The organism is Deltaproteobacteria bacterium (assembly GCA_029860075.1).
GTDB lineage: Bacteria > Desulfobacterota > JADFVX01 > JADFVX01 > JADFVX01 > JAOUBX01.
This window is the reverse complement of sequence record JAOUBX010000033.1, coordinates 1-23216: the sequence shown is the minus strand read 5'-3', so window position 1 is coordinate 23216 and position 23216 is coordinate 1. Positions and strand designations below refer to the sequence as shown.

At 44.6% G+C, this 23216-nt stretch carries 19 protein-coding genes; 13 read left to right on the top strand and 6 right to left on the bottom strand.

Annotation, left to right across the window (positions count from 1 at the left end; translation table 11 throughout):
• Positions 1 to 39 precede the first annotated feature (39 nt).
• Entirely contained in the window at positions 40 to 5580 is a 5541-nt protein-coding gene (locus OEV42_11275) for a hypothetical protein (GenBank protein ID MDH3974850.1), read from the top strand.
• A 344-nt stretch (positions 5581 to 5924) separates the two neighbouring features.
• A complete protein-coding gene (locus tag OEV42_11270; protein ID MDH3974849.1) occupies positions 5925 to 6602 on the top strand; it encodes a response regulator transcription factor in 678 nt (225 codons plus the stop codon).
• Here OEV42_11270 and OEV42_11265 read toward each other — a convergent pair.
• The gene (locus OEV42_11265) at positions 6591 to 6719 is read right to left on the bottom strand and encodes a hypothetical protein (GenBank protein ID MDH3974848.1); all 129 of its coding nucleotides are present in this window, start codon (positions 6717 to 6719) and stop codon (positions 6591 to 6593) included. The two genes, OEV42_11270 and OEV42_11265, sit on opposite strands and share 12 nt — an antisense overlap.
• 668 nt (positions 6720 to 7387) lie before the next feature.
• Here OEV42_11265 and OEV42_11260 point away from each other — a divergent pair.
• Positions 7388 to 9619 carry a PKD domain-containing protein gene (locus OEV42_11260; GenBank protein ID MDH3974847.1) on the top strand — a complete coding sequence of 744 codons (2232 nt, stop codon included), beginning with the start codon at positions 7388 to 7390 and terminating at the stop codon, positions 9617 to 9619.
• A gap of 259 nt (positions 9620 to 9878) precedes the next feature.
• Positions 9879 to 10019 carry a hypothetical protein gene (locus tag OEV42_11255; GenBank protein MDH3974846.1) on the top strand — a complete coding sequence of 47 codons (141 nt, stop codon included), beginning with the start codon at positions 9879 to 9881 and terminating at the stop codon, positions 10017 to 10019.
• Between the two features lie 162 nt (positions 10020 to 10181).
• On the opposite strand, the gene OEV42_11250 is transcribed toward OEV42_11255, so the two are convergent.
• Positions 10182 to 10649, bottom strand: a complete 468-nt coding sequence (locus OEV42_11250) for a hypothetical protein (GenBank protein ID MDH3974845.1) — start codon at positions 10647 to 10649, stop codon at positions 10182 to 10184.
• Between the two features lie 208 nt (positions 10650 to 10857).
• On the opposite strand from OEV42_11250, the gene OEV42_11245 reads away from it, so the two are divergent.
• The 4 genes from OEV42_11245 (at position 10858) to creC (ending at position 14877) form a co-directional block, all read left to right on the top strand.
• Positions 10858 to 11775 (top strand): cation diffusion facilitator family transporter, encoded by a 918-nt coding sequence (locus OEV42_11245; protein ID MDH3974844.1) that lies wholly within the window; start codon positions 10858 to 10860, stop codon positions 11773 to 11775.
• 52 nt (positions 11776 to 11827) lie between these two features.
• Entirely contained in the window at positions 11828 to 12649 is an 822-nt protein-coding gene (zupT, locus tag OEV42_11240) for a zinc transporter ZupT (protein MDH3974843.1), read from the top strand.
• A gap of 18 nt (positions 12650 to 12667) precedes the next feature.
• A complete protein-coding gene (gene creB, locus OEV42_11235; GenBank protein ID MDH3974842.1) occupies positions 12668 to 13357 on the top strand; it encodes a two-component system response regulator CreB in 690 nt (229 codons plus the stop codon).
• 68 nt (positions 13358 to 13425) lie between these two features.
• Positions 13426 to 14877, top strand: a complete 1452-nt coding sequence (gene creC, locus OEV42_11230) for a two-component system sensor histidine kinase CreC (GenBank protein ID MDH3974841.1) — start codon at positions 13426 to 13428, stop codon at positions 14875 to 14877.
• Between the two features lie 95 nt (positions 14878 to 14972).
• Here creC and OEV42_11225 read toward each other — a convergent pair whose 3' ends face one another.
• Together OEV42_11225 and OEV42_11220 are read right to left on the bottom strand one after the other, a co-directional pair.
• A complete protein-coding gene (locus tag OEV42_11225) occupies positions 14973 to 15893 on the bottom strand; it encodes a nucleotidyl transferase AbiEii/AbiGii toxin family protein (GenBank protein MDH3974840.1) in 921 nt (306 codons plus the stop codon).
• Positions 15886 to 16665, bottom strand: a complete 780-nt coding sequence (locus OEV42_11220) for a type IV toxin-antitoxin system AbiEi family antitoxin (GenBank protein ID MDH3974839.1) — start codon at positions 16663 to 16665, stop codon at positions 15886 to 15888. The genes OEV42_11225 and OEV42_11220 overlap by 8 nt, the downstream gene beginning before the upstream one ends.
• 635 nt (positions 16666 to 17300) lie before the next feature.
• Here OEV42_11220 and OEV42_11215 point away from each other — a divergent pair.
• From OEV42_11215 to OEV42_11195, 5 genes are all read left to right on the top strand, one after another.
• Positions 17301 to 17747, top strand: a complete 447-nt coding sequence (locus OEV42_11215) for a DUF3817 domain-containing protein (protein ID MDH3974838.1) — start codon at positions 17301 to 17303, stop codon at positions 17745 to 17747.
• A 26-nt stretch (positions 17748 to 17773) separates the two neighbouring features.
• Positions 17774 to 18379, top strand: coding sequence for a hypothetical protein (locus OEV42_11210; GenBank protein MDH3974837.1), 606 nt, complete (start codon positions 17774 to 17776; stop codon positions 18377 to 18379).
• 262 nt (positions 18380 to 18641) lie between these two features.
• A complete protein-coding gene (locus OEV42_11205) occupies positions 18642 to 18962 on the top strand; it encodes a hypothetical protein (GenBank protein MDH3974836.1) in 321 nt (106 codons plus the stop codon).
• Positions 18963 to 19090: 128 nt separating this feature from the next.
• Positions 19091 to 20080: an alpha/beta hydrolase gene (locus OEV42_11200; GenBank protein MDH3974835.1), complete on the top strand. Its 990-nt coding sequence runs from the start codon at positions 19091 to 19093 to the stop codon at positions 20078 to 20080.
• Between the two features lie 77 nt (positions 20081 to 20157).
• On the top strand, positions 20158 to 20607 hold the full coding sequence (locus OEV42_11195) for a hypothetical protein (protein ID MDH3974834.1): 450 nt from the start codon (positions 20158 to 20160) through the stop codon (positions 20605 to 20607).
• A gap of 217 nt (positions 20608 to 20824) precedes the next feature.
• On the opposite strand, the gene OEV42_11190 is transcribed toward OEV42_11195, so the two are convergent.
• Together OEV42_11190 and OEV42_11185 are read right to left on the bottom strand one after the other, a co-directional pair.
• Complete coding sequence (locus tag OEV42_11190; protein ID MDH3974833.1) at positions 20825 to 21445, bottom strand: RloB family protein; 621 nt, start codon at positions 21443 to 21445, stop codon at positions 20825 to 20827.
• Positions 21442 to 22833, bottom strand: coding sequence for an ATP-binding protein (locus OEV42_11185; GenBank protein MDH3974832.1), 1392 nt, complete (start codon positions 22831 to 22833; stop codon positions 21442 to 21444). Before OEV42_11185 ends, OEV42_11190 begins: the two co-directional genes overlap by 4 nt.
• Positions 22834 to 23216: the final 383 nt, after the last annotated feature.

Below are 23216 nucleotides of genomic sequence, written 5' to 3'. Positions count from 1 at the left end.
ATATGTACACGCCGGGGATATAAAGAGAAGGAGGAGCCAGTGAGTGATTTATTAAATAAGACTTTCATGTCTGAAAAAACGGTGAAGTACGGTAATGAGATATTCAGCATAGAAGAGGAGGGGCAGGATAAAAGAACGGCTGCTCTGGAAATTCTGCGCCAAAAGCTGACAGGCTGGTCAAAACTGCTGGCTCCCTTTCTCATACAGAATATGGGCTGGTTTATCAGTACGTTCCTTTTTGTCGCCGGTTCTGTTTTTGTCGTTGCATGTACTGAAGGTCTTGTAAAGACCCTCATCATAGCCATATCGCTTTTTGCCTACACCATTATACTTGCCTTCGGGGCCTACCAGATGCAAAGGCGAAGGCCCGATTTACATACAACAGCTGAGGTGCTTGCCACACTTGCCATGCTCCTCATTCCCCTAAGTATCCTTTCTTCATCGCGCCTCTTTGCGGGAACGGTGGAAAGTGGCCTTTTTGCCGGATTCATAATGGCGGGGTTAAACCTCACATTTTTCCATGTTACTGCAAAAATCCTCTCGGGAATAATGGATCCGTCTCTTGGCGGCAGACATGCGAAAATCTTTTTGATCTTTAGTGCTACGCAACTGGGAGCGCCCTTTATAGCTCACTACCGGATCTGGCCTCTCCTTGCATTGTTTCATTCTTCGTTACTGGCTTTACTTGGCTTCGTGCTTATCAGGCAAAGTGGGGAGTGGTTTACCCGTTTATTTGTTGAACGCCGCAGGATGGCCTTTTATGCTATGGGAACGATTGTTTACTCGGCATTCGTTTCTTTCATGCATATGACATGGCTTTATGAGGGCGATCTCCCGTCAGGCTACTACGGCCCATTTCTCATGGTGCTGACGGGTCTTCTCTTTTATATCGATTCATCATTCAAAGAATTAACAAAACGCTACACTTTCCTGTCAAAGCTTAACTTTGTGCTTTATGGTCTTTCAATCGTCGCCATTGCAATGACCATAGGAAGCGCAGGGGCGAAAATAATAACCCTTGCAATAGGTGCTATCCTTTATGGAATGGTACTCAGGAACTACCTGACAGCGGTACCGCTTTATTTGATGCTTGGCTGCCTGGGCTGGCTCTACGGTATTCTTGTCCTGGAGGACATTCCCAAAGCCGTTCATTTCATAGCATCCCTGCCGGCAATGGCAGGGCTCTTCGAACTTCACAGGAGACTGTCGCTGCGAGGTGCCCATACCCTCGCCGGAAACAGTTTTTGCCTGCTTTTAGTATCTTTCTTTGTTCTGGCAGCTTGGAGCCTCATTGGCATAACACCCTCTCTCATAACCTTTACAACGGCCTCGCTCATAAGTGGACTCACATATGGCATCGTTAGGTTTGCTCCCTTGTACGTCTTTAATGCTCTCCCTTTAAAAGCAGACTTTCTGTTAAAAATCCTTGATACGGAGCAGGACCCAAGGGACACGGTTCTCTTTTACCTGGTACCGTTTTCACTCTTATTAACACTCATATACACACCACTTGTACTGAAAGCAGGATCAGGCTGGCAATTCGCTATGGGGCTCCTGCTTCTTGCAAACCTGTGGGCTGCTATGGGAATGAAGGCTTTTAACAGGAGATGCAATATCATAAGCCCAAGAGCCATATACCTTACAAATAGCGCTCTTACGGGGATTGCAATTTCGCTGGCAATTGTTCTATTTCAGGGACCTGCGGCAGGAAATCCTTATCTGCATCTTGCCCTCTTGATTTCAGGAGGAATCATCATATCCATAGCCATACTATTCGGCATGAGAGCACTTCTTTATGGAGGAATGTTTCTCGCCACCGCCGGTATAGTTTTACTAAGGCGTACCTATATTCCATGGCCGTCGACAGGTATGCTGGAGATGGTGGCGGTTATTTGCACGTGGGGAGGCCTGAAATACCTGGAACAAAGCAAATCAGCTAAATTGCACAGACACATTTGCCTTGAAAAAAATCAAAATCTTAAGCTCGTCTGGTTTCTGCCCCTTAAAGGACTCTCTCCTTATGAAACGATTCGTCCTACCCTCAGGCAGGTAGTACCGGTTCTCTCTCTTATCTCAATAACTCTCACGTGCAGATACCTTCTTCTTCATGGCTTTACCATGCCCTGGGTAGTGTCAGCCGGATTGGCAACATTATCGGTAATGATCCTTCTTGCCTATTACAAACAACTCAGGTTCTGGCCAGTTCCCCTTGTTATGGGTCTCGGCACAGTGATTGGCTTTAGCCACAGCCTCGGTTTTACATCAGTCATGCAAACGAGCAGCGTGGCTGCAATTTATGCCTTATTTACCTGGATGGTGGCATCGCAACTATCAAAGCACCCTCTTTTAAAATGGTTTGCAGGACCTGCAGTTACAGGAACTAAACCTGAATTTTGCAGAAAGTTAATAGAGAAAACAAGCTATAGAACAAGTTATGCTCTATCCCTTATCGCTATCTGTATGTCATTTCTTTCCTGGGCAATAAGTACAGATGCCACTGCAATAATAACTATCCTGACAGGCACAGCATTTTTCCAGCTATCAGGAAGGAGGTACAGACAGAGAATTAACAGCTACATCGTACTTTTTGGAGGGATAACAACAGCAATCATAATTTACTGCAAGCTCTTAATTCTTCAGCCGGAAGCTCTGTTTATTGATGCCCCGGCAGGGATTATCTGGCCTGTTCTTGCACTCTCCCTCCGGGTCATTGCAAAAGCAATCAATCCGGGAAGCCTTGGAGAAAGACTCTATGCAAAGCCCATGAGAGAGGCAGCTATCGTGTTGGCGCTCATAGGCCCTGTCTTTCAGATAATCCCCATAAATACGGAAGCCATCAGGGTTTCAGATATCATTATTCTTGCCCTTTCTTCGTTGGTAATTATACTTGCCGGTCACAGGCCGGCTAATGCCGTCATCAACCTTGCTGGGATGGCGATAGCCACTCTGACCATATTGAATCTCCAGTCTTTCCTCTTTGAAGAGGGGCTTAGGCTAAACCTATGGCCTGATAGTGGAGGGCCATGGCTGACAGCATCGCTTCTTGCGCTCACAGGAGCGGTGGCCTCTGCAAAATTGGACAACAATGAGAGACGCAAGCTGCTTTACGGCAGGTCTCTCAGGCTCATTGCCGGAGCCTGCTATGTCTGGGTGTGCTTCAGGCTCATGCCTCTAATTGGCGCAGGGCTGGCGGCGCACAGTGTTCCCGCCTATAGTCCACTGCTTTTCCTCATCCAGGGAGTAACTCTTTTTCCTCTTCTTCGCAACTTTTCTGAAGGCAAAACAATTCGAGGTGCCGGACTTTCCTTTCTCCTTACAGGTTTTGCAGCGACAGCTCTCCCTTTCATGGGGATTCCATGGAACGGCGCCACCATCTATCTCTGGGCACTTGTGCTTTGGGCAACGTCAAGCTATGCCATTCCTCTCTTTAACAGGCCTTATCCTCAACTGGCCCTGTCGCCCTCCCTCTGGCCTTGCGTGGGGCTTGCACTGGTTGCGGTTATATACCCTACCATGATTGCAAGGGGCGACCTTATACTTAACTGGCTCTATTGGTTTGGTACTTCTGTATACCTTTTCATGTTTCTTGGAAAGAAGGGCTCTTTTATTATTTACCGCTTTGCCGTCGCCTTCCTCGTATTCTCCGGCATATCCCTGGCAGGCAACTTTAACTTGCGCGCTGAAGAGTTCCTTGCTGCGTCATTGCTCTGGACGAACCTTTTATTCTTTATCAGCAGGGGGATTAAAAGGTTTGATCATCAAATTACCGAACATTTCAATTGGCAAAGTGGCAGGGTGTCTTCCCCCTTCCTGGGGTGGGGAAAACTCCTCACATCCATGGCAATTGCCACTCTCATTTTCATTGATCTGCTTCTCCTCATTGTTGGCAGTGTCTCCATGAATGACTTAAGAGATATCTTTCCCTTTGTTGGACTCCTTATTTTTGCTTCCATTCAGCTCTATGCCCTGGAAAAAACACGATGGAATGCTCAAAGAATGCTTCTGGCAATATTTTTAACAACCCTCCTGGTACTGACGGTTCTATATGTACCGCTCACTCACCTGTCTCTTCTTTTGGCTGCCTGGGGTGCATTGCCGGCGATAGCCGGGTACCTCCTCTCAAAAGATGTAAACAGGGGAAATCAGCTATCGAGCCTGCTTAAAGCAATGAATGACTGGACAAAGTATCTCCCCTGGCTTTCACTTATAGCGCTTCTCGCATTTCCCATTGCCTCTCTCAGGGAGAGTATTCTTATCCTTACATTAGTTACAGTAACTGTTGCTGCCCATGGATGGAAAAAAGGGAGTGAAAAAGTAATCTTCAGGGCACGTATTCTCGGTCTCCTGCTCCTCCACACATGGCCCCTGCTTTTTCTGCCTCCCGGTAAAGCAAGCGGCCTTTATCTCTACCAGGTCTGGCCCATCGTCTGCGCCCAGTTTGAGCGACTGCAGGTGCTTTTTCCCTGGTATGCATTGCAGCTTACCATTGTAATGCTTGTTTTGATCAGAGTCAGAACCAGGCTTTCAGACAGTGCAAAAGAGACATGGCCTCAACTTGCAGGCCTGCTTGGTAAGCCCTCAATCGAGATTTCTCTGGCACTCTCTTTCCTGGCTCTTCATTTTGCCACCTTTATCCAGAGTCTCAATCCTATGCCTCAAGCTAATGCATGGATTCACGGTATTGCAGCCTTTCTTTCGGGGGCGATTCTCATTGCCACAGGTTTGAAAAAAACTATCGGCAGGGGGGAAAGCCGGTATGTTTATGGATTATTCCTCATAGCAGGAGTAATGGGCCTCTATGTGAGATTACTTATTATGGGCCTTACTCCTTTAACTCTATGGGATACAGCTGCCCTTGTTGCCCTTGCATATGGTTTCTTTTTTCTTGAAGAGGTGGTAAAACTGCCCATCCTTTCAAAAGCGCTGGGACAGGCGTCGGTATTTCTGCCTCTTCTTGCCCTCTTTACCGTTCCTATGCAAACGGCGTCACCCTCTGCGGCCTCGGTCCTTCTTGCTGCAGGGACACTCTATCTGACGAGGCATTTTGTTAGTGGGGAAAAGCTCATGCTCTACATGGGTGTTGCCACCATCAATGCAGCTATCTATCTCTGGATACCGGTCTGGGCGGCAAAGAGCAATGCCATGCAGCTCTATACCGTTCCGGCTGCTCTCAGTGTCCTCGTTCTTTTGCAATTGCACCGGGGAGAGCTGAAAGCTTCAATTCTAAACAATGTACGACTTGCCGCCCTTTGCGTTCTTTATGCAAGTTCCTCCGTCGATATATTCTTAAGACCTGAATTCTGGATTTTCGCTCTTTTTCTCTTTCTTGCATTAAGCGGTGTGGCCGCAGGGATCATGTTTCGTATCAAGGTCTTTCTTTATAGCAGCGTTGCCTTCCTCGTGATTAATGTTCTGGCCCAACTCCTCAGGTTCTATCCCGAAGAGGGTCTTGGAAAAGGGATCCTGCTCATGGTTTGTGGTTCAGTTATTATGGGAGGAATGGTCTGGTTTAATGTAAAACGTGAATCGATTATGAAAAAGGTAAGAATCTACAGGGCAGATCTTGCCCGGTGGGAGTAAAAGAATAAGGGAGGAGAAGTTAAAATGAAAAACACATTAATTAGTGTCCATCCAGAAACTATAATAAATGAAACTTTGTTTTCAATTCGGAAAGGAGGGGTTTTTTGCAAGTTCAAGGAAGTCAAGGGTTTCGCCGAGTTGTACTACTGTACATGGCACAAGCAAATCTGAATATTGATGCAGAGATTGCGAAAAAGCACCCTTGACCGATGAAAACCAGTTATGAATATTCTGGACTGTCAAATATTATCCTGATAATCTAGTACTCATTCAATGTAATAAATTGAAGAAGTGCCAGGATCAAAATATTAATAGATCATGACTGTGGTCGAGGGGGAACGATTATGGATGAATCAAAAACAAAACTGTTAATTGCCTGTCCTTCTACACTTTCTTTTCTAGGCCTCTCTCAACTGATTTCCCGTCAAAAAGATTTTACCATTATAAAAAAAACGACAACCTTGAAAGAGTTATTTTTCTTTCTGAATAAAGAAGCGCCTCATATCATTCTCATTTCCTCCCTGCAACTGCTTGAGGCGGGCATAGATATGATTACAAGGATAAAAGACCTCCGGGAAAGCGCAAAAATTGTGATATTTGACAGCACTTTCACAGCGAACCAGGAATTAATGCTCGTCAGGGACGGCGTTCTCGGCATAATAGACGCCGATGCTGAACCGGAGGCTTTCATCGGTGCACTAAAAAAAGTCCAAAGGGGAAAGTTCTGGATAAAAAGAGAATTGATCCGGCCATTAGTTGACTCTTTTGTAGATACAAAAAATTCGAAGATTACAAATAGCCCCATTGACGGCCTGACGAAAAGAGAGAATGAAATTCTTTCCCTCATTGCTGCGGGTCATAAAAACCAGGAAATTTCATCCAAACTTTACATTTCTGAATTGACCGTCAAGACGCATATCAACAATATCTATAAAAAACTGGGAATTACCAGCCGCATGGAAGCCATTCTTTACTCAAAAAAAAACTTAGAACTTTCTTCAAACGCCCTATCAATCGACTGACAGGGAACTTTCCATCAAAAGCAACAGGACTTTGATCTGCTTTTTCTCCCTTTTTTTACAAAGGGGATGATGGGCCGCTGAAAAAACGATATTATCATCATTTGCAGGTTCTGACATGGGCGGGTCGAAGCAATCCTCTATCGAGACAGATCAGAAAAACCGGAGATTACCACAGAAAGTGATGGCCTCCGTTCACCGCCCCGGGCACTATGGCAACCGATTTTATCTGCACCGGCAGTATTAATTATTTACCGGAAAACCTCCACCCTTTTTCCTGAAAAACTCCACCTTAAAATCCATCCCGAGTCGTATTGTATATGGATTCCCATATAGTATCCTATAACTTAACAAGCTCGTTTCGGGAATACTTTCATGTTGGATTTACCTGAAGGGAGCATTTATTAATTTCAGAAAAATCTGCGCTTAGCACAAAAAAACATCTTTCATAAGGAATAGGCCGGTGCAAGAACAGGTAAATTGCAGAACGCATAAAAGGGGACGGTTTATCTCTCTCATTCGGCAGTGAAAAAGCAGTCTGTAAACAGGAGAGACCTGAAAAAGAGAAAAGAGAACCGTCTCCTTTTTGAGGAGTTTGCAAATCATTTATTGGGGTAGACCTTAATTTAGGGAAGGGGGTGAATTGTAAGGTTGTATTCCCGGAATTAGCCGGGGAAAACAAAGAAGTGTCTTTGTTAAAGTAAAAGTTCATCAGGTGCATTCACTTTATGTGCATGCGCCAAATCCCGCATTTTATAGGGGAAATATCAATAACAAGGAGAAGAACAATGAAACCAAAAAATCTACGATTACAACGGGCACGCAGAGTGCTAATTTATGTGCTTGCATTACTGGTAATGCTTGCCGCAACGCCATCGGCTCATGCCTTTAACAGTATCCTCAGCAGCTGGCGGGCAACGTATCCTAATTCTGCTTCCGATGAGAATGCCGCAGCATCAGGATCCGCTTGTTTGCTCTGCCATTCTCCCAACAGTTACAGTCAATTCAATGCCTATGGATGGGAACTCTTATTGAACGGGCGTGATTTCATGGCTATCGAATCCTTGAATTCTGACGGTGACCCAACGGGTGCTTCAAACCTGGATGAGATTATGGCTAACACCCAGCCCGGCTGGACACCTGGCGCTAATAACTCAATCAACGGGGGAAGTGTTACAAACAGCGCTCTCCCACCTGCCGGCATCGCCGGCAGCCTTGATCCGCCGCTTGCAAATCAACCGCCAACGGCCAATGCCAATGGTCCCTATAATGGAACCGTAGGCATACCGGTGGCTTTTAGCAGCGCCGGTTCTGCAGATCCTGATGGAACCATTGTTGCCTATGACTGGAATTTCGGTGACGGCAGCATCGGTACAGGTCCTTCACCATCCCATACTTATGTTAACGGTGGCACATTCAATGTATCCCTGACAGTAACCGATGACGCCGGAGGCACCGGCACAGCCGGAACGACAGCCACTATTGCTCTGGGCAACCAGCCTCCAATAGCTGATCCCAATGGGCCCTATACGGGAACATCGGGAGTTCCGGTGTCATTCGATGGCAGTGGATCTATAGATCCTGACGGCGCCATTGTTTCCTATGACTGGGATTTCGGTGATGGAACTGCCGGCACAGGCATGATGCCAAGTCACACCTATACCATGCAGGGAGTGCAGGGAACCTACAACGTAACGCTGACCGTTACAGACGACGGTGGCGCTATAGATTCAGCCACCACCTCCGTCACTATTAATGCAGCCAATCAGGCGCCGACGGCAAACCCCAACGGCCCCTATTCGGGAACGGTTAATGTTGCAGTAACATTCGACGGTACCGGTTCCACAGATCCTGACGGAATCGTCAGCAGCTATGCATGGGACTTTGGTGACGGCAGTACCGGTATGGGTCCAACACCCAGCCACAGTTACCAGGCAGAGGGCACATACAACGTTACCCTGACAGTCACTGATGATGGTGGTCTCACCGGTTCGGCTGTAACTACCGCCACCATTGGCGCTGCAATCAACGAACCACCGATAGCCAATGCCAACGGTCCTTATGGCGGAACAGTCGGCCTGCCTCTTACCTTTGACAGCGCCGGTTCTCATGATCCCGACGGGACCCTTGTTGCCTATGATTGGAACTTTGGAGACGGGACCACAGGTACGGGGCCAAACCCGACTCACACCTACACTACAGCGGGAACCTACAATGTGAGCCTGACCGTAACAGACAACAATGGCGCCATGGACTCAAGCGCTACCACGGCAATCATCGGTTTGGGTAATCAGGCTCCCATCGCCAATGCCAACGGACCCTATAACGGTACCGTTGGTAATCCCCTTCAACTCAGCAGCAACGGATCATCAGATCCTGACGGCGCCATCACTGCCTATAGCTGGGACTTTGGCGACGGTACAAGCGGCACGGGGCCAAACCCGACTCACACCTACACTGCGGCAGGAACCTACAACATAACGCTGACGGTAACCGATGACAGCGGCGCCATGGATTCAAACGCAACGAGTGCGACCATCGTTCCAATTACCTCAGGCGCGGATGTATTTCTGACCGAGTTATGGGCGCCCCGGTCTTTCAAGCTGGAACAAGGCAAAAAAGACTCAATAGAGATCAGCGCGCTCGGCAACAGTACCATCCTTCAGGGTGCTACGGTCAGGCTGCAAGTGACAGCCCCATCGGCGGGACTAACTGTCGTCGTTGAAGAAGAAGCCATTAGCGAAGAGCTTGATCCCGATAGGCATGCTGAGCAGTTTGAGTTCAAAGCCGACATTACCTGTGCAAAAGCCGGAATGTACACACTGGGATGGAGCGCTACCATTGAAGCTGATCAGAACAGTGACTTAAGCAATGACAACATGACAGGAGAGACATCCGTACTCTGTACTGATGAATCAAGTGATGACGATGATGAGCATGAAGAAGAAGACGACGACGACGACGAAGAAGAAGAAGAAGAAGAAGATGATGATGATGATAGTGAAGAGCATGACGACTAGGAAGCCGCATCTCTTTCAGTAATCTGGCAGGGGAGGAGGCAACTCCTCCCCTTTTTTTACCCCTTTATTCGCAACCTTCCGGGCTGGAAATTTCATTTCGGCGACAGGGAGAAATCCTTGGCCAACTCCCCTTTACAGGTTAAAAAATCTAAAACCTTTCTTTTGAGAGGATTGACAGGAACAGCAGGCTTTTACAATCGGGTGAATCCTGTCAAAAAAATATTTCCGGGTTTATTGTTTTTCCCTGGGGGGACTAAAAGTGAAAACAAGCCAATGGACGGCAACTCCCATAACGAGACAAGCTAACAGGGAGATAATGGTGGGAAAATGCCAGACCCAGTCAAATGCATTGATGAAGAGGCCCACTATGTGGACCGATACAAAGATTACCAAACCGTAGGTAACCGTAGTGCCTGCAGCAGGTTTGAATTGGCGGGAAGTTTCTTTTTTATGGTTTGAATTGTTCATTTGTCCGGCTGAGTTATTATCAATTTCATTTTACAGGGTGAAAGCAATTCGGCGGATTAGGCTTTGCTAATCCGTCTTGTGCGACCCGTTATCATTATTTACAGGGCTTGCTGTTCCGGGCATCGACATAGAGAAACTCCCACCCCACCAGGCCCTGAAGTTTTACATCCACATAAGGCCCGCCGAGACGGGCGTAATTATTAATATCGCCGCTGATTTCATAGTGGCCTTCATAGGTGGTGTCGCCACGTTTGTAGTAATAGTTAAGTACCGGTATTTCATCGGAGGTAATCTTTTTGATGGCGCCGCTGCCGACAATGACCTTTCCTTCAATGCAGCGCTTAATTCTCAGGAAATCTCCCTTTCTGCTGATGGTGACTCTGCCTGCATAGGTTTTTTCATTGCCCGGCTTTTTTCCGACCACATGGTAATCACCAAGAACGAAGTGAAAGGTAAAGTCATTTACGTCGTATTGTTTGCCGGCGAAAGCTGTCCATGAAATAAACAAAGACGTTAGCATGGTCAATAAAATAAGGGTTGATTTGAGTCGGGCGCATTTCATAATTATTACCTCTCGTCATTTTTTGAGAAAAGGAGATATTCTAACCGGATGGGATTAATATTGCAATGGTGGGCTCTAAAGAAATAATTTTTTATCAGCTGCCACTGATCCGCAGTTTCCGTAACTTCCCTCAAATACCTGTTTGCCACTTTAATAGATATGTGTTTAAATTAAAGAACTCACTCAACTTATAAGAGTCTGAACAGACATGCATAATGACGAACAGGGTCATCACCACCACGGTCACCACCATCATGGAACGATTAAAAATATAAAGGCCGCCTTCTTTTTAAATCTTGGATTTACCGTTGTTGAAATTATCGGTGGTTTTTTGACGAACAGCACGGCCATCCTGGCTGATGCCGTGCATGACCTGGGTGATTCATTCGCGCTGGGGCAGGCCTGGTATTTTGAGCGCCTTTCCCGGCGGCAGGGGAGCAAAGCCTACACCTATGGATTCAGGCGCTTTTCTCTCCTTGGCGCATTGATGAGCACCATTTTGCTGCTCACCAGTTCACTCTATGTTTTATCGGAAGCCATTCCCCGGCTCATTAACCCCGAGCATTCTCATGCAGAAGGTATGATGTTTCTTGCCCTTATCGGTATCGCCGTTAATGGCTATGCCATGTTCAAACTGGTTGGTGAAAAGGGGGTGAACGCCAGAACCATCGGTCTTCACCTGCTTGAAGATGTGTTGGGCTGGGCGGCCGTTCTTGTTGTCGCTATTATCCTTTATTTCAAGGATATTCATATCCTCGACCCTATTCTTGCCATATTGATTACACTTTATATTATGATGCATATTGTGAAAAATATTAAAGCGACTCTGCCCATCTTTCTTCAGGCGGCGCCGGAAGATGTCGATATCGATCTTATTAAGCGTAAAATTTCAGAAATCGAACATATTAATTCGGCCCATCATGTCCATGTCTGGTCATTAGATGGTGAAAATACGATTTTTTCGGCCCATCTCGTGGCCGACAAAAACCTGACACCCGGCCAATATGCCGAACTTAAGCAGAATGTAAAAAGTCTGATCCACCATTACGGACTCTATCATTCTACGGTAGAGATCGAGCTGCCTGAAGAGGCTTGCAGAATGACGGGAAATGCGGTTTGTAATTGAGGTTTTCAGCTTAATTGGACATTTTTTAATAGTATTGCTTCAGGTCAAATAAATGAATTACGACACAAGCGCCGTTATTTTTGCTTTTTCCCTGACTCTTTTTGCCGGACTTTCCACAGGGATAGGCAGCGCCCTCGCCTTTTTTGCAAAAACGACAAATACCCGCTTTCTTACGGCCTCTCTCGGTTTTTCAGCAGGAGTGATGATTTACGTTTCAATGATCGAAATTTTTGTAAAGGCCCGTGATGCTCTGACGGCTGCTGCCGGTCCCTCCCAGGGCTATTTAATGACGACTCTCGCTTTTTTTGCCGGTATTATGTTCATCGCTTTTATTGATAAAATGGTGCCGACTTTTGAAAATCCCCATGAAGCAAGAGGCATTGAAGAGATGTCTTTAAGCCAGCAGGAAGCTATGAAGAAAGTCAAACTGCACCGTATGGGTCTTTTTTCTGCACTGGCTATCGGCATTCATAACTTCCCCGAAGGTCTCGCCACTTTTGTAGGCGCTCTCCATGATCCGGCCCTGGGTATCAGCATTGCCGTTGCCATCGCTATTCATAATATTCCCGAAGGTATCGCCGTCTCCGTTCCCATGTACTATGCGACAGGGAGCAAAAAAAAGGCCTTTACCTTTTCTTTCCTGTCAGGTTTCACTGAACCGGTAGGCGCTATGGTGGGTTATTTCCTCCTCTTTCGTTACATGAATGATTATGTTTTCGGTCTTCTTTTCGCTTCCGTCGCCGGTATCATGGTTTTTATTTCCCTCGATGAACTTCTGCCGACGGCTGAAAAATACGGTGAACACCACATTGCCATGTACGGTGTTGTTGCCGGTATGGTTGTTATGGCGTCGAGCCTGGTTATGTTTGTGTGAGGGTGGTTGAAAGCTGATATGAAGAAAAAAATACTCATTGTTGAAGACGAACCCTCCATTGCCGATAATATTACCTACGCCCTCTCGACGGAGGGCTTTGAACCGCTCTGGTGTGGTACGGGGAGTGAAGCGCTGGATGAGTTCGAAAAATCCGGCATTGCCCTCATCATTCTCGATATCGGCCTGCCCGACATTAACGGCTTCGAACTGGCCCGGATAATCCGAAGCAATTCAGATATTCCTATTATATTCCTTACCGCCCGCTCTGACGAGATCGACCGTGTTGCCGGTCTCGAACTCGGCGCTGATGATTATGTGGTCAAACCCTTCAGCCCCCGTGAACTGGCCGCCAGGGTTCGCGCTGTCTTGAGAAGAAGTGTGGATAATGGCGCTTCTTCTCAACAAAAAAAGAGCCAAAGGCTCCCTTTTGAGATAGATGAAAAGAAATTTATTATTTCCTACTATGGAGAGTCCCTCGACTTGACGCGCTATGAATTCCGTCTGCTGCAATTGTTAATCACTAGTCCCGGCAGGGTCTACAGCCGCGACCAGCTTATGGAGCGTGTCTGGGAAGAGCCCGAAATGAGCCTTGACCGCACTGTCGATACCCACATTAAAACGATCCGGCAGAAATTGAAAAGTATAAAGCCGGATGAAGAAGTGATCATCACGCACCGTGGCGTTGGTTATTCTCTCAAGGAGTATTGACGAGGATTTAAAAATGTGGAATATGACAACTCTATTGCAACCATAACCCAAAGACCAACTTACCAAATATGAACATCCAGACCCGTATATTCGCAGGTATTCTCATCGTCGTCGTCATCGGCTTTTACGCTCTCATTTCCTGGATCACGGAAGATATCAAGCCCCAGTTTCGTAAAGTGACGGAAGAGCCCCTTGTTGATGCCTCCCGTACGCTCGCCTCCGTTGCGGCAATGACCGTAAAAGAGGGAAAGGTCGATGTGGACCTTTTCAGAAAGGCCTTTGATGATGTTTACAATCGGCCTTTTAAGGCTAAAATCTATGAGTTCGTAAAGCGTGAAGTTGATTTTCGTGTTTACATGACTGATAAAAAGGGAATGCTCATCTTTGATTCGAGAAAAAGGGGGGAGGAAGGCAAAGACTACTCCCAATGGAATGACGTTTTTTATACGCTAAAAGGGGAGCATGGCGTGAGAACGACCCGTGAAGTTCCCGGTGATCCGGGAACAAGCGTCATGTATGTGGCTTCACCCATCACGTGGGATGGTGACATTGTGGGTGTGCTTTCCGTAGGCAATCCGAGCAAAGCGGCCAACCGGTTTGTAGAAGGGGCCAGGAATAAAATTATTATAGTCGCCATTATTGTTGCCCTTGCCGTTATTGTTGTGGGCATCCCCCTTTCCCGCATGATCACTTCTCCCATCAAAAGCCTTACCACCTATGCAAGGGCCGTCCGTGAAGGGGAGCGGATAGACCTGCCGCCACTGGGCAAAAGCGAGATAAAGGAGCTTGGAGCGGCCTTCGAAGAGATGAGAACAGCCCTGGACGGCAAGCAGTACGTGGAAAACTATGTCCAGTCCCTTACCCACGAGGTAAAGGCCCCACTCTCTGCCATACAGGGCGCCGTAGAACTGCTCACTGAGGATATGCCCCCCGATCAGCAGGCCCGGTTTTTCAAAAATATCCGCACCGAGACAGACCGTATCCGGATGATCGTTGACAAGCTCCTCCTTCTTGCCTCGATAGAGAGTAAAAAAAGCATTCACGACGTTGAAAATCTGAACATGGGGGAAATCATTGAAGACATTGAAAAAAGCCTTGCTCCCCTTCTCCATGAAAAAAAATTGGTGCTGGAAATAAAAGGAGATAAAAAAGGAAGCTTCGAAGGTGATCCCTTCCTCGTCAGACAGGCCGTAGTCAACCTCATAAAAAACGCCATCGATTTTTCACCGGCCGGTGAAAAAATAGAGATGGAGATCTCCGAAAGCAGTGATGCTGGTTCAATCATACTCACCGTTTCCGACAAGGGTTCCGGCATCCCTGACTACGCGCTTAACAAGGTCTATGAACGTTTCTATTCTTTAAAACGCCCCGATAGCGGTAAAAAGAGTTCCGGCCTCGGTTTAAGCCTCGTCAAAGAGGTTACCCTGCTTCATCACGGCAAGATTGAGTTGAGGAACGGGGAGAAGAGAGGGGCCGTGGCAAAGCTGACATTGCCTGTCAGGTTTAGCCGGGCGGTTTGAATGTGGGATTGATGAACAGGTCTTAAGACTTTACAGAAAGGAAGGGATGGGGAACCTTATAGACAAAGAATTCTGTTCTTTGCGATGCAGGGTTTTTATCTGAGCCTCTCTTCCAGGGCTTTCAAAATCTTGCTATATTTCTTTGGATTGATTTGAGAGAGTTTATTCAGGTTCAACAATTTCCATCGAATGGCCGGCAGAGTATCTATTCCCGGTAATCCAAGAAGGTCCCATTCAGGCTCACAGCGATTCACTGAAAGAAGAAACCTGCGTTCAGCCTCATCGAGAGATGCAGGCAATTCCAGGAATATCTTTTCGCGAACCTCCTCAAGCTGTTTGAGCGACACCTCCACGCTGGTCATTCCAATGAAGTCACTTTCAAATTCAGTAGCTATATCTTTGGCTTTGGGTGAAAGTAGCTCGTGCATGGGCCGATTATGCCCCGCAAGATATACTGTAAAAGCGCGCCGTATCCGTGGAGTGATACCGCCATCGCTGAGCAGCAGCAGCACATCGAAGAGGTCGCGGGGATGCTGCCGATCCATGGCCGCCACGAGCTTACTTGCATACAGTTCGTCAGGATCCAGCATCGGTATGGAAAGGAAGCTCATAAATTGCGACTGGGCTTCCGGTGAAAGAGTGCCTGTAACAAGAGGATACAGGGCGCCACGAAATACATGATTTACCTCCACCTTGAGCAGTATGGCCCCTCTGGAAATAAAGAGCTTGGATTCGTGTTCGCTACCTGAAGTTGCCGGTCGCACTGTAACTCCCAGCTTGTTTTCAAGAAGTTTGGAGACATGACGCAGCTCGCTCTCGATTGCTTCCAGTGCGGAATTCCGATTTGTGTGCTCCAGGTTCGTGTAGACCAGGTCCATGTCAACGGACAGCCTCGGCATGTTTTGCTGAAAGAGATTAATCGCCGTACCGCCTTTCAGCGCAAAGCAGTTACGGGAAAAGACAAAGGGGGCCACATCAATGAGGAGTCTTACCGTTTCTATATAGTGATTATTCATCGTAGGCAGCCATAGGATGCTTCAGGATAAGCGCCCCCCCTTTTTTAGTGAGTATGTAAACAGAAGGCGCCCCGAAATCTATTCCAGATAGATCCAGATGCTTAAGAACCGGAAGTTTCAACCCGTCGGCAATAGAGAAAAAGAGCCGCTTGACTTTTATTTTCGTACACGCTTCAAGAAGCGTCTGAACTGCTTCGGGACGGAGTGTGTACAAAGGTTCCATGATCTTGTGGGCTTCGTCTGTAGTTTGTTTTTGAGGTACGCCCTCAAGCATCTCAAGGAGCGCTCTTTCCGGTTCGGAGACAAAAGGGGAGTGAGGTTCTTTTTCTTCCAGATGCCGCACATACAGCCGCTTCTCAGTAGCGTCCTCTTCCTTGAAGAGTCGGCTCCTGCGCGCTTCGCAGGGGAAGCGCCTGACAAACCACGGGGGTAGGCGTTTTTTTGTCACACCATAGAGGGACAGTCTTTCCTTTCCCTGTGCCAGGTAGTGAACAGCGCCTCTTAAAGAAAGAGCGGACTTGCCTCCTATATGCACTGCAACTCCCTGCATCTCCAGTCCGGTAACGGCGCCTGTAACTGTGAGACTATCTCCCATCCTCACATAATAACCGTACCCGAGGGACTCAAGCCAACCGCTCAGGACGTAGCGATGCGCCAATTGTCGCGATATGCCCCATTGCTCCAGGTGGCTGCTTGTGACCGGCATACCCTGCGGTAATGTAAACAATGCTTTTTTTAGGTATTGTCTTGAATGTATACTTTTAGTTGACATTAATTCATAGTTTAAAATTAATTCTTGCAAGCGCTTTTTTGCTGAGGCGCTTGTAGTATGTTTGGCTTTGAATGCAGGGACAAAATCCCAAAACATAAATGCAAGCTATAAAAATTATTATTGCCTTCCTCAAACCTCGAATGCCCCGGCCCTGCGAGGAGGGATGCAGGAAGTATAAATATATAAAAAGTATGGCTCAATGTCAACTTAAAGTATATTTGTTGCGCATGGTTTATATGTAAGAGAAAAAAACTTATTTCTCTCGATAAGATCTATGAACGTTTCTGTTCCCTAAAAGGCCCTGACAGTGGTAAAAAAAGTTCCGGTCTTGGTCTTGTTAAAGAAGTCCCCCTCTTGCATCATGTGAAGATTGAATTGAAAAACGGGGAGGAGAAAGGGGTGGTAGCGACACTGACATTGCCTGTCAGGTTTAGTCGGACGGTGGAGTGATGATGCTTCTTCCTGAAAGGTTTGTCAAAGGCTGTAATTCAAAGGCAGAAAATTACAACCCATAATCGATGGAATCTTCCTTTCTTTTTTAAAGAAAGACAAAAATGCAATATTAGCTTACGCTATTATGTTTATTTGTGATAAAAAAGAATAAATTTAATATTAATGCAGTGCAGCGATGATATATGGAAATTTATTGCAAGACATGTGACAAGGTTCTTGGCTACTACCCTGATGAAAAAATTCCGCCCAATGTTAGGGGCTATACCACCTGCAAATTATGTGGCGAACAAATAGAAATTTTCAAAAAGGTTGAGCAATCAAAGGCAGGAAAAACCATGCTGAAAATATTCAGGATGGTGAGCATTATTGAAGGGCTGTCGCTTATTGCACTCATGTGCATAGCTATCCCAGCAAAATACTACTTTAAATATTTCGATATCGTCTGGGATGTGGGTATGGCCCACGGCATCCTCTGGACGATCTACTTTATCCTGTCTCTGGTGGTGAGTCACCTGGAAAAATGGAAAGTCACTCTATGGATTGCAGCCCTCTTTGCATCAGTTATCCCCTTTGCCAGCTTCTTGCTCGAAAGGAAGCTGAAGAAGCTTATAATCCCGGCAAAGGCGTAAGGCATCAATTTAGGTTTATCTGAAAAATGTTATTTCTTCTGCCCGGTATGGGCGCCAATCATAAAATGTATTCAGAGTATGAGCCATGGAATAGTCTTGAAGAGACTACTTTTCTTGATTGGCCTGCCTATGATGGAGAAAAATCTCTTAGGAATATGGCGGAAAGGATTGTCAGGGAACATGGAATAAAGGTGGAGGATAGCATTGGCGGTTCCTCTTTGGGTGGAATGGTTGCCCTGGAAATTTATAAGATATTGGGAAACAGAAAAGTTGTTTTAATTGGCAGCGCCGTCAACAAATCTGAAATCAATCCTCTTTTGAGGACACTCTCACCCCTGGCAGAAATCACTCCACTTAAACTGATCCAGGTATTTACGGGAAAATATGATAGCAATTTATCGAACATGTTTACTGAAGCCGATTCGGAGTTCATAAAATCTATGTGTTTTGCAATCAATGATTGGCAGGGATATGAGGGGGACCAGCAGGATATCATTAGAATTCATGGCAAAAAGGATATGATTATTAAATGTCCAGAGAAATGTTTTGAAATAGCTGATGGTGGGCACTTGATTACTATGGCTCATGCAGGGGAGTGTGTTAAATATTTGGCAAATGTAAAATGGGTGTAATAGTTTGAAAAACATCATTTAGCTCTGCTTGATAGGTTCCATTTCACTTCATCCACCCTTATTTTTTTTGCTATTCAAGAGGGAAAAGGTGAACCGGCTTTGCATAAAGTTGTCCAAACTTATGATTGAATAAACTGTCAATTTTATAAAAAAATCTGTTTAACATTATGAAAATTAAAATAATCTTTTCAATAGGTTGTTTCTTGCTTGTTACTGTAGCTGGTATGCAGGCTGGTGTTATAGGTTTCACTATTCGAGATTAGTGGAAGGCGATTCGCCAGTCCTTCCCTTCAAAGTGGAATTGATTGCCGGCAATACCCTGCAACTGGAGGACGGGCGACGATTATATGTTTATGAAAAATGGGACCGGCGTTCATTGGAAGAGATATTAAAAACAGGAAAGGGCAAGATAGATATTGAGTTGAGAGATGGAAAAACTAAAGAAGTCCGCATTTGGGGCCATATGAAGAGAAGAGGATATTGCGGAACGCCATGGGCTCAGCTTATCGTAATTCCACTTATTCCCGATGACATCCCTATAAACATTAAAGGGCCAATAGGTATGGCAAAAATTGTAGAGTAGTAAATGAGGAGCGCTTAATCAAGCACTTTTAATGATGCCTCTAATAAATAATATCGTTGATGTATTCAAGGCAGAAGACGTAAATTTGGCAACACTATTACATTCTTATAAAACATTAGAGACTTTTCATGAAGCTTTTTTTAAAAAATAGAAAAAGACTAATTGCTGTTACAATATTCGTTGCAATTCTTATGCTGAATATTGTCAGTTACCTTCATGCCTATAAATTTACCCATTTTGTTACAGGCGGCCCCAAAACGGAAAAGCCGGAATCCTTATCATTTATCAAGAAAATAAGCGTTCTCATTACAGGAGTAAATGTCCCCAAAAAGCTAAATACAAAGACACCTGCCCACTATGGATATGAATTTAAATCCCTTACCATTGAAGGTTCCGATGGATTAAAAACACCTGTCTGGGAAATAAGTCCCCATAAGTCAACTTATACAGTTATTCTTTTTCATGGCTATTCTTCAAAGAAGGAAGACCTTCTTCCACTGGGCCTATATTTTGTTGATAAGTCAGCAGATGTAATCCTTGTGGACTTTCCCGGACACGGTGATTCACCCTATGACTGGTCAACACTGGGTTATCGGGAAGCTCAGGTCGTTACCTCTGTTTTCAGGCATTATCAAGCTCAAGGAAAAAAGAATATCATTCTTCATGGCCTTTCATTAGGCGCCTCTTCCATAATAACAGCGATCCATACCGACAAGATCCAGCCAAAGGCGCTCATACTGGAAATGCCTTTCGGTTCTTTATATCAAACAGTCCAAAGCCGGTTTGAGCTGATGGGTTTTCCTGTTACCTTTCCTTTTGCCGAGCTGCTTGTTTTCTGGGGAGGTGTGCAAAATGGTTATAATGCCTTTGATCTAAATCCCGTTGATTTTGCAGGTGATATTAATGTTCCAACTCTGCTTTTAGGGGGTGCCGGTGATCAGCGTGCTTCTAAATCCGTGTTGCAGGATATTTACACCAACCTGCAAGGCCATAAAGAATTGCACCTTTTCGAGGGCCTTGGTCATGTGAACCTGTTTGTTAGAGGTAAAAACAAGTATGAGGAAATTGTTGATAATTTTATGAAAGATATGGATTCAAAGGCGAACTCTTTGATCTGAGCTCAAGGTTAAAGGGCTGACTCTATAACCATCCAAACAGAAACCATTAGTTTATCCGGTAAAAAAGGAGCAAAAGTATGAAACGACCTAAGGGTGTATATTTAGTTGCCGTGTGGCTGTTCCTGGGAGCTTTCGGATTATCTATAAATCCTGTATTACGAATCTTGCTGCTAGGGATGATTGAAAATCCCAAAACAATTCAAATTATCCAGACGTTACTTTTGGTTTTTATTATTTATTTGATTATCGGGATTATAAAATTAAAACCAACACCAACACAAATAATTATTTCATCAATAATCATGAGTCTTGTCTCAATATATCAACTGTATGCAATAATAACTTTTTTAATGTTTGTAGATGTTTCAAAAAAGACACTCATCATTACATGTTGGAAATTATTTTTGATAATATCTTCTATCGCCGCAATAATCTATTTGAACAGAAAAAACTTTAGAGAATATGCAAAGGAATTTCTTGCGGAAAATAATCAAGCGGCCATGCTAAAATTTATTCAAAAGAAATAGCAAAAGTTAAGGTTGGATTGAAGAATGAAAGCCAACGAAAAAAGTATCGATAGGAAAATATGTTGGGTTTCGCTTGGGCGTTCCCAACCTACAAAACTATCAAATGTGTAGACGCGACAGGGGTACTTCTAATGGGTGACCCCGGCATGTATTCCAAAACAATCAAATGCTTAGACACGGCACCTATGTTTGTATTCCCTTTAAGTTACTTTATTCTTCATATTACAGGACTCAATAAAAAAGTGACCAGCTTATGAACGTCTGTATAGGGATTGATGTTCCACTCAGGCGTTCCTCGTGAGATGTCAAAATCTACTTGCTGTATGAGCCATTCACCGTTTTTTATAGCTGTACTGATATTCTCTTTTAATCGGTCATAACAATAATCATCCTTTTTATAACTATGATCATGCTTTGATCTTATATGGCTAACTATTTCATCACAATTTGTAAAAGGTTTTTGTGTCCGTTCGTAGTGGAGCAAAATCCATTGTTCGAAACAAACATTGGAAAAAGCAATCTCTATACCGTTTGCTCTTGCCATATCAAAAGCCTCCGGAATATGATCGTGCCCGTCCCTGTCAAAAACAGCCCAGACATGAATATCCTTTCCCTCTATTTTATCGGCAATTGCCCGACGTTTTTCCTCACATGCTGCCTTTACAATACCTAAGGGAGAATGGTCAGTTGGTTGATACGGTCTGAATACGTAATCTTTATAATGTGCAGTATTCCTAAAAAAACCGGAAAAGTAGGAAGGCTCTGTCTTTTCCCCTTCGCAGAGAATAATAATTATGGGTTTTAGAAGTCTCTTTTTTGACCGCCTTGTTTTTCTCACTGGTCAAATTCTAAATCGAGCTCATAGTCATTAATGACCGGTATTCCACCAAAGCGGCCTCTTAGATACCAGTTTTCCAGAGGTTTGACCTTGCTTATTCCTGTATAGTCGGAAAGAGGATATATTTCCGTGCAGCCGTATTCATCCTTTTCCGTCAGCCCTATCTGGTCTCGCCTGAATAGATCAACATCTATAAGTGAAACGTCGTGTGTTGCAAAAATCAACTGGGCACCCTTGGGATTATTCTTTTCGCTATGAAAAAGCTGAATCAACATTCTCGTTAACAGCGGATGTAAAGATTTGTCGAGTTCATCAATAATCATAGTAGAACCATCTTCCAGAGCATCAAGAATAAGACCACCAACAACCATCAGCTTAATAGTTCCTGTAGATTCTTCATTAAGGTCAAAGTTCATTTGGCCAATACAGTTTTTACCTTGATATGTTTTGTGTATCGTTTTGACACTATATTTATATTTTTCCGCTATCTCTTTCTTTTCCTCTTCCGACATATCTTCAGGAAGTCCAAATTCATCAAGGTTTCGTTCTCTTAAAGTGAAGTCTGTAATACCTGTATCCGCTATTTTAATCAATTTGTGCATATTTTTACGGAAACTGGAATCCTTTTTTTCCGCCCAAAAATTGGTAAATGATCTAATAACTGCTTGATCGTAATGCGTATCATGTATTATATGTACATAGAAATATTTTGAAAAATATCTGTAGGGGGCAATAAGAGATTCTATAGCGGTGGAACCAGCTTTTGAAAGCACCAACTGATTATCAAACAGTTCATGCTTTTTTGATCCTGAATAATATTCACCATAACTTATTTTTCCTCCTATTTCTCTGACAAAGAGTTTGGCAGGCTGTTTTTTTGGATAAAATACAAGCGATTCATATAAAAATGCTTTTTTATCAAATATCACTTTATAAGTATAACGAACCTTATTAGCTATAAAATCAATTTCAAACTCTATCGGCGCTTCTCTGCTTTCATCATCTAATTTGAATGGCTCGTATGTGGGAATTTCCTCGTCCAATTTAAAATCTATAGATTCTACAACCAAATACCTAAGCGCTGAAAAAGCTTTCAAAAAACTGCTTTTCCCAGATGCATTTGCGCCATAGATAATTGTCGATTTAAGCAAATTGAGATTAGCCGTTGATTCCATTTTTGAGGTAACATTATTTGGATTATCCTTGAGCGGTACTTTCCCAGCCGGGAGCATTGAGAAGGTTTGTTCTTCTTTTATCGACAAAAAATTTTTTACTTTAAATTCTATTAACATCCCAACTCTTTCTGTATATTGTCCTTGTTTTTGGATATTTTTTTCACTTTTTAATGCAATTCCAAGCTTATACTCAAATATTATCCGAAGGTTCAAGCCTAGTCAAGCTAAAATAAAGTTTTTCATAATAGTAGTAAAGAGAAAAAGAAACATTCCTACTTAAACATCATCCCCACAACATCCCCAACCACCTTATGACCTCTAGTTGTAACACTTTCTTTGCCAGTCCCTGTCAACACCTTTTCAAAAACCGGCAGCGCTTTTGAAACCTGCTTTGCCTTGATAATCCATTTCCAGATGGGCTCAAGCTTTTTCCAGCCTCCGGCATAAGCTATAGGGAGAAAACGGGATGGTTCTGAATGGCACTAAGTTAAGGGTGTTTATCATGCGCTATTAATAGCTTGTCCCTGACTGTTAACCAATTAAACATGTGTCATACCCGAAGGCTCTTATCGGGTATCTATAACAATTAAAAACCG

Excerpts from the sequence above, each read along its gene's own strand:
- OEV42_11245 (MDH3974844.1), top strand. The coding sequence starts at position 10,858 with ATGCATAATGACGAACAGGGTCATCACCACCACGGTCACCACCATCAT.
- OEV42_11270 (MDH3974849.1), top strand. The coding sequence starts at position 5,925 with ATGGATGAATCAAAAACAAAACTGTTAATTGCCTGTCCTTCTACACTT.
- OEV42_11250 (MDH3974845.1), bottom strand. The coding sequence starts at position 10,649 with ATGAAATGCGCCCGACTCAAATCAACCCTTATTTTATTGACCATGCTA.
- OEV42_11260 (MDH3974847.1), top strand. The coding sequence starts at position 7,388 with ATGAAACCAAAAAATCTACGATTACAACGGGCACGCAGAGTGCTAATT.
- OEV42_11215 (MDH3974838.1), top strand. The coding sequence starts at position 17,301 with ATGGAAATTTATTGCAAGACATGTGACAAGGTTCTTGGCTACTACCCT.
- OEV42_11195 (MDH3974834.1), top strand. The coding sequence starts at position 20,158 with ATGAAACGACCTAAGGGTGTATATTTAGTTGCCGTGTGGCTGTTCCTG.
- OEV42_11225 (MDH3974840.1), bottom strand. The coding sequence starts at position 15,893 with ATGAATAATCACTATATAGAAACGGTAAGACTCCTCATTGATGTGGCC.
- creB (MDH3974842.1), top strand. The coding sequence starts at position 12,668 with ATGAAGAAAAAAATACTCATTGTTGAAGACGAACCCTCCATTGCCGAT.
- zupT (MDH3974843.1), top strand. The coding sequence starts at position 11,828 with ATGAATTACGACACAAGCGCCGTTATTTTTGCTTTTTCCCTGACTCTT.
- OEV42_11210 (MDH3974837.1), top strand. The coding sequence starts at position 17,774 with ATGTTATTTCTTCTGCCCGGTATGGGCGCCAATCATAAAATGTATTCA.
- OEV42_11200 (MDH3974835.1), top strand. The coding sequence starts at position 19,091 with ATGAAGCTTTTTTTAAAAAATAGAAAAAGACTAATTGCTGTTACAATA.
- creC (MDH3974841.1), top strand. The coding sequence starts at position 13,426 with ATGAACATCCAGACCCGTATATTCGCAGGTATTCTCATCGTCGTCGTC.
- OEV42_11265 (MDH3974848.1), bottom strand. The coding sequence starts at position 6,719 with ATGTCAGAACCTGCAAATGATGATAATATCGTTTTTTCAGCGGCCCAT.
- OEV42_11220 (MDH3974839.1), bottom strand. The coding sequence starts at position 16,665 with ATGTCAACTAAAAGTATACATTCAAGACAATACCTAAAAAAAGCATTG.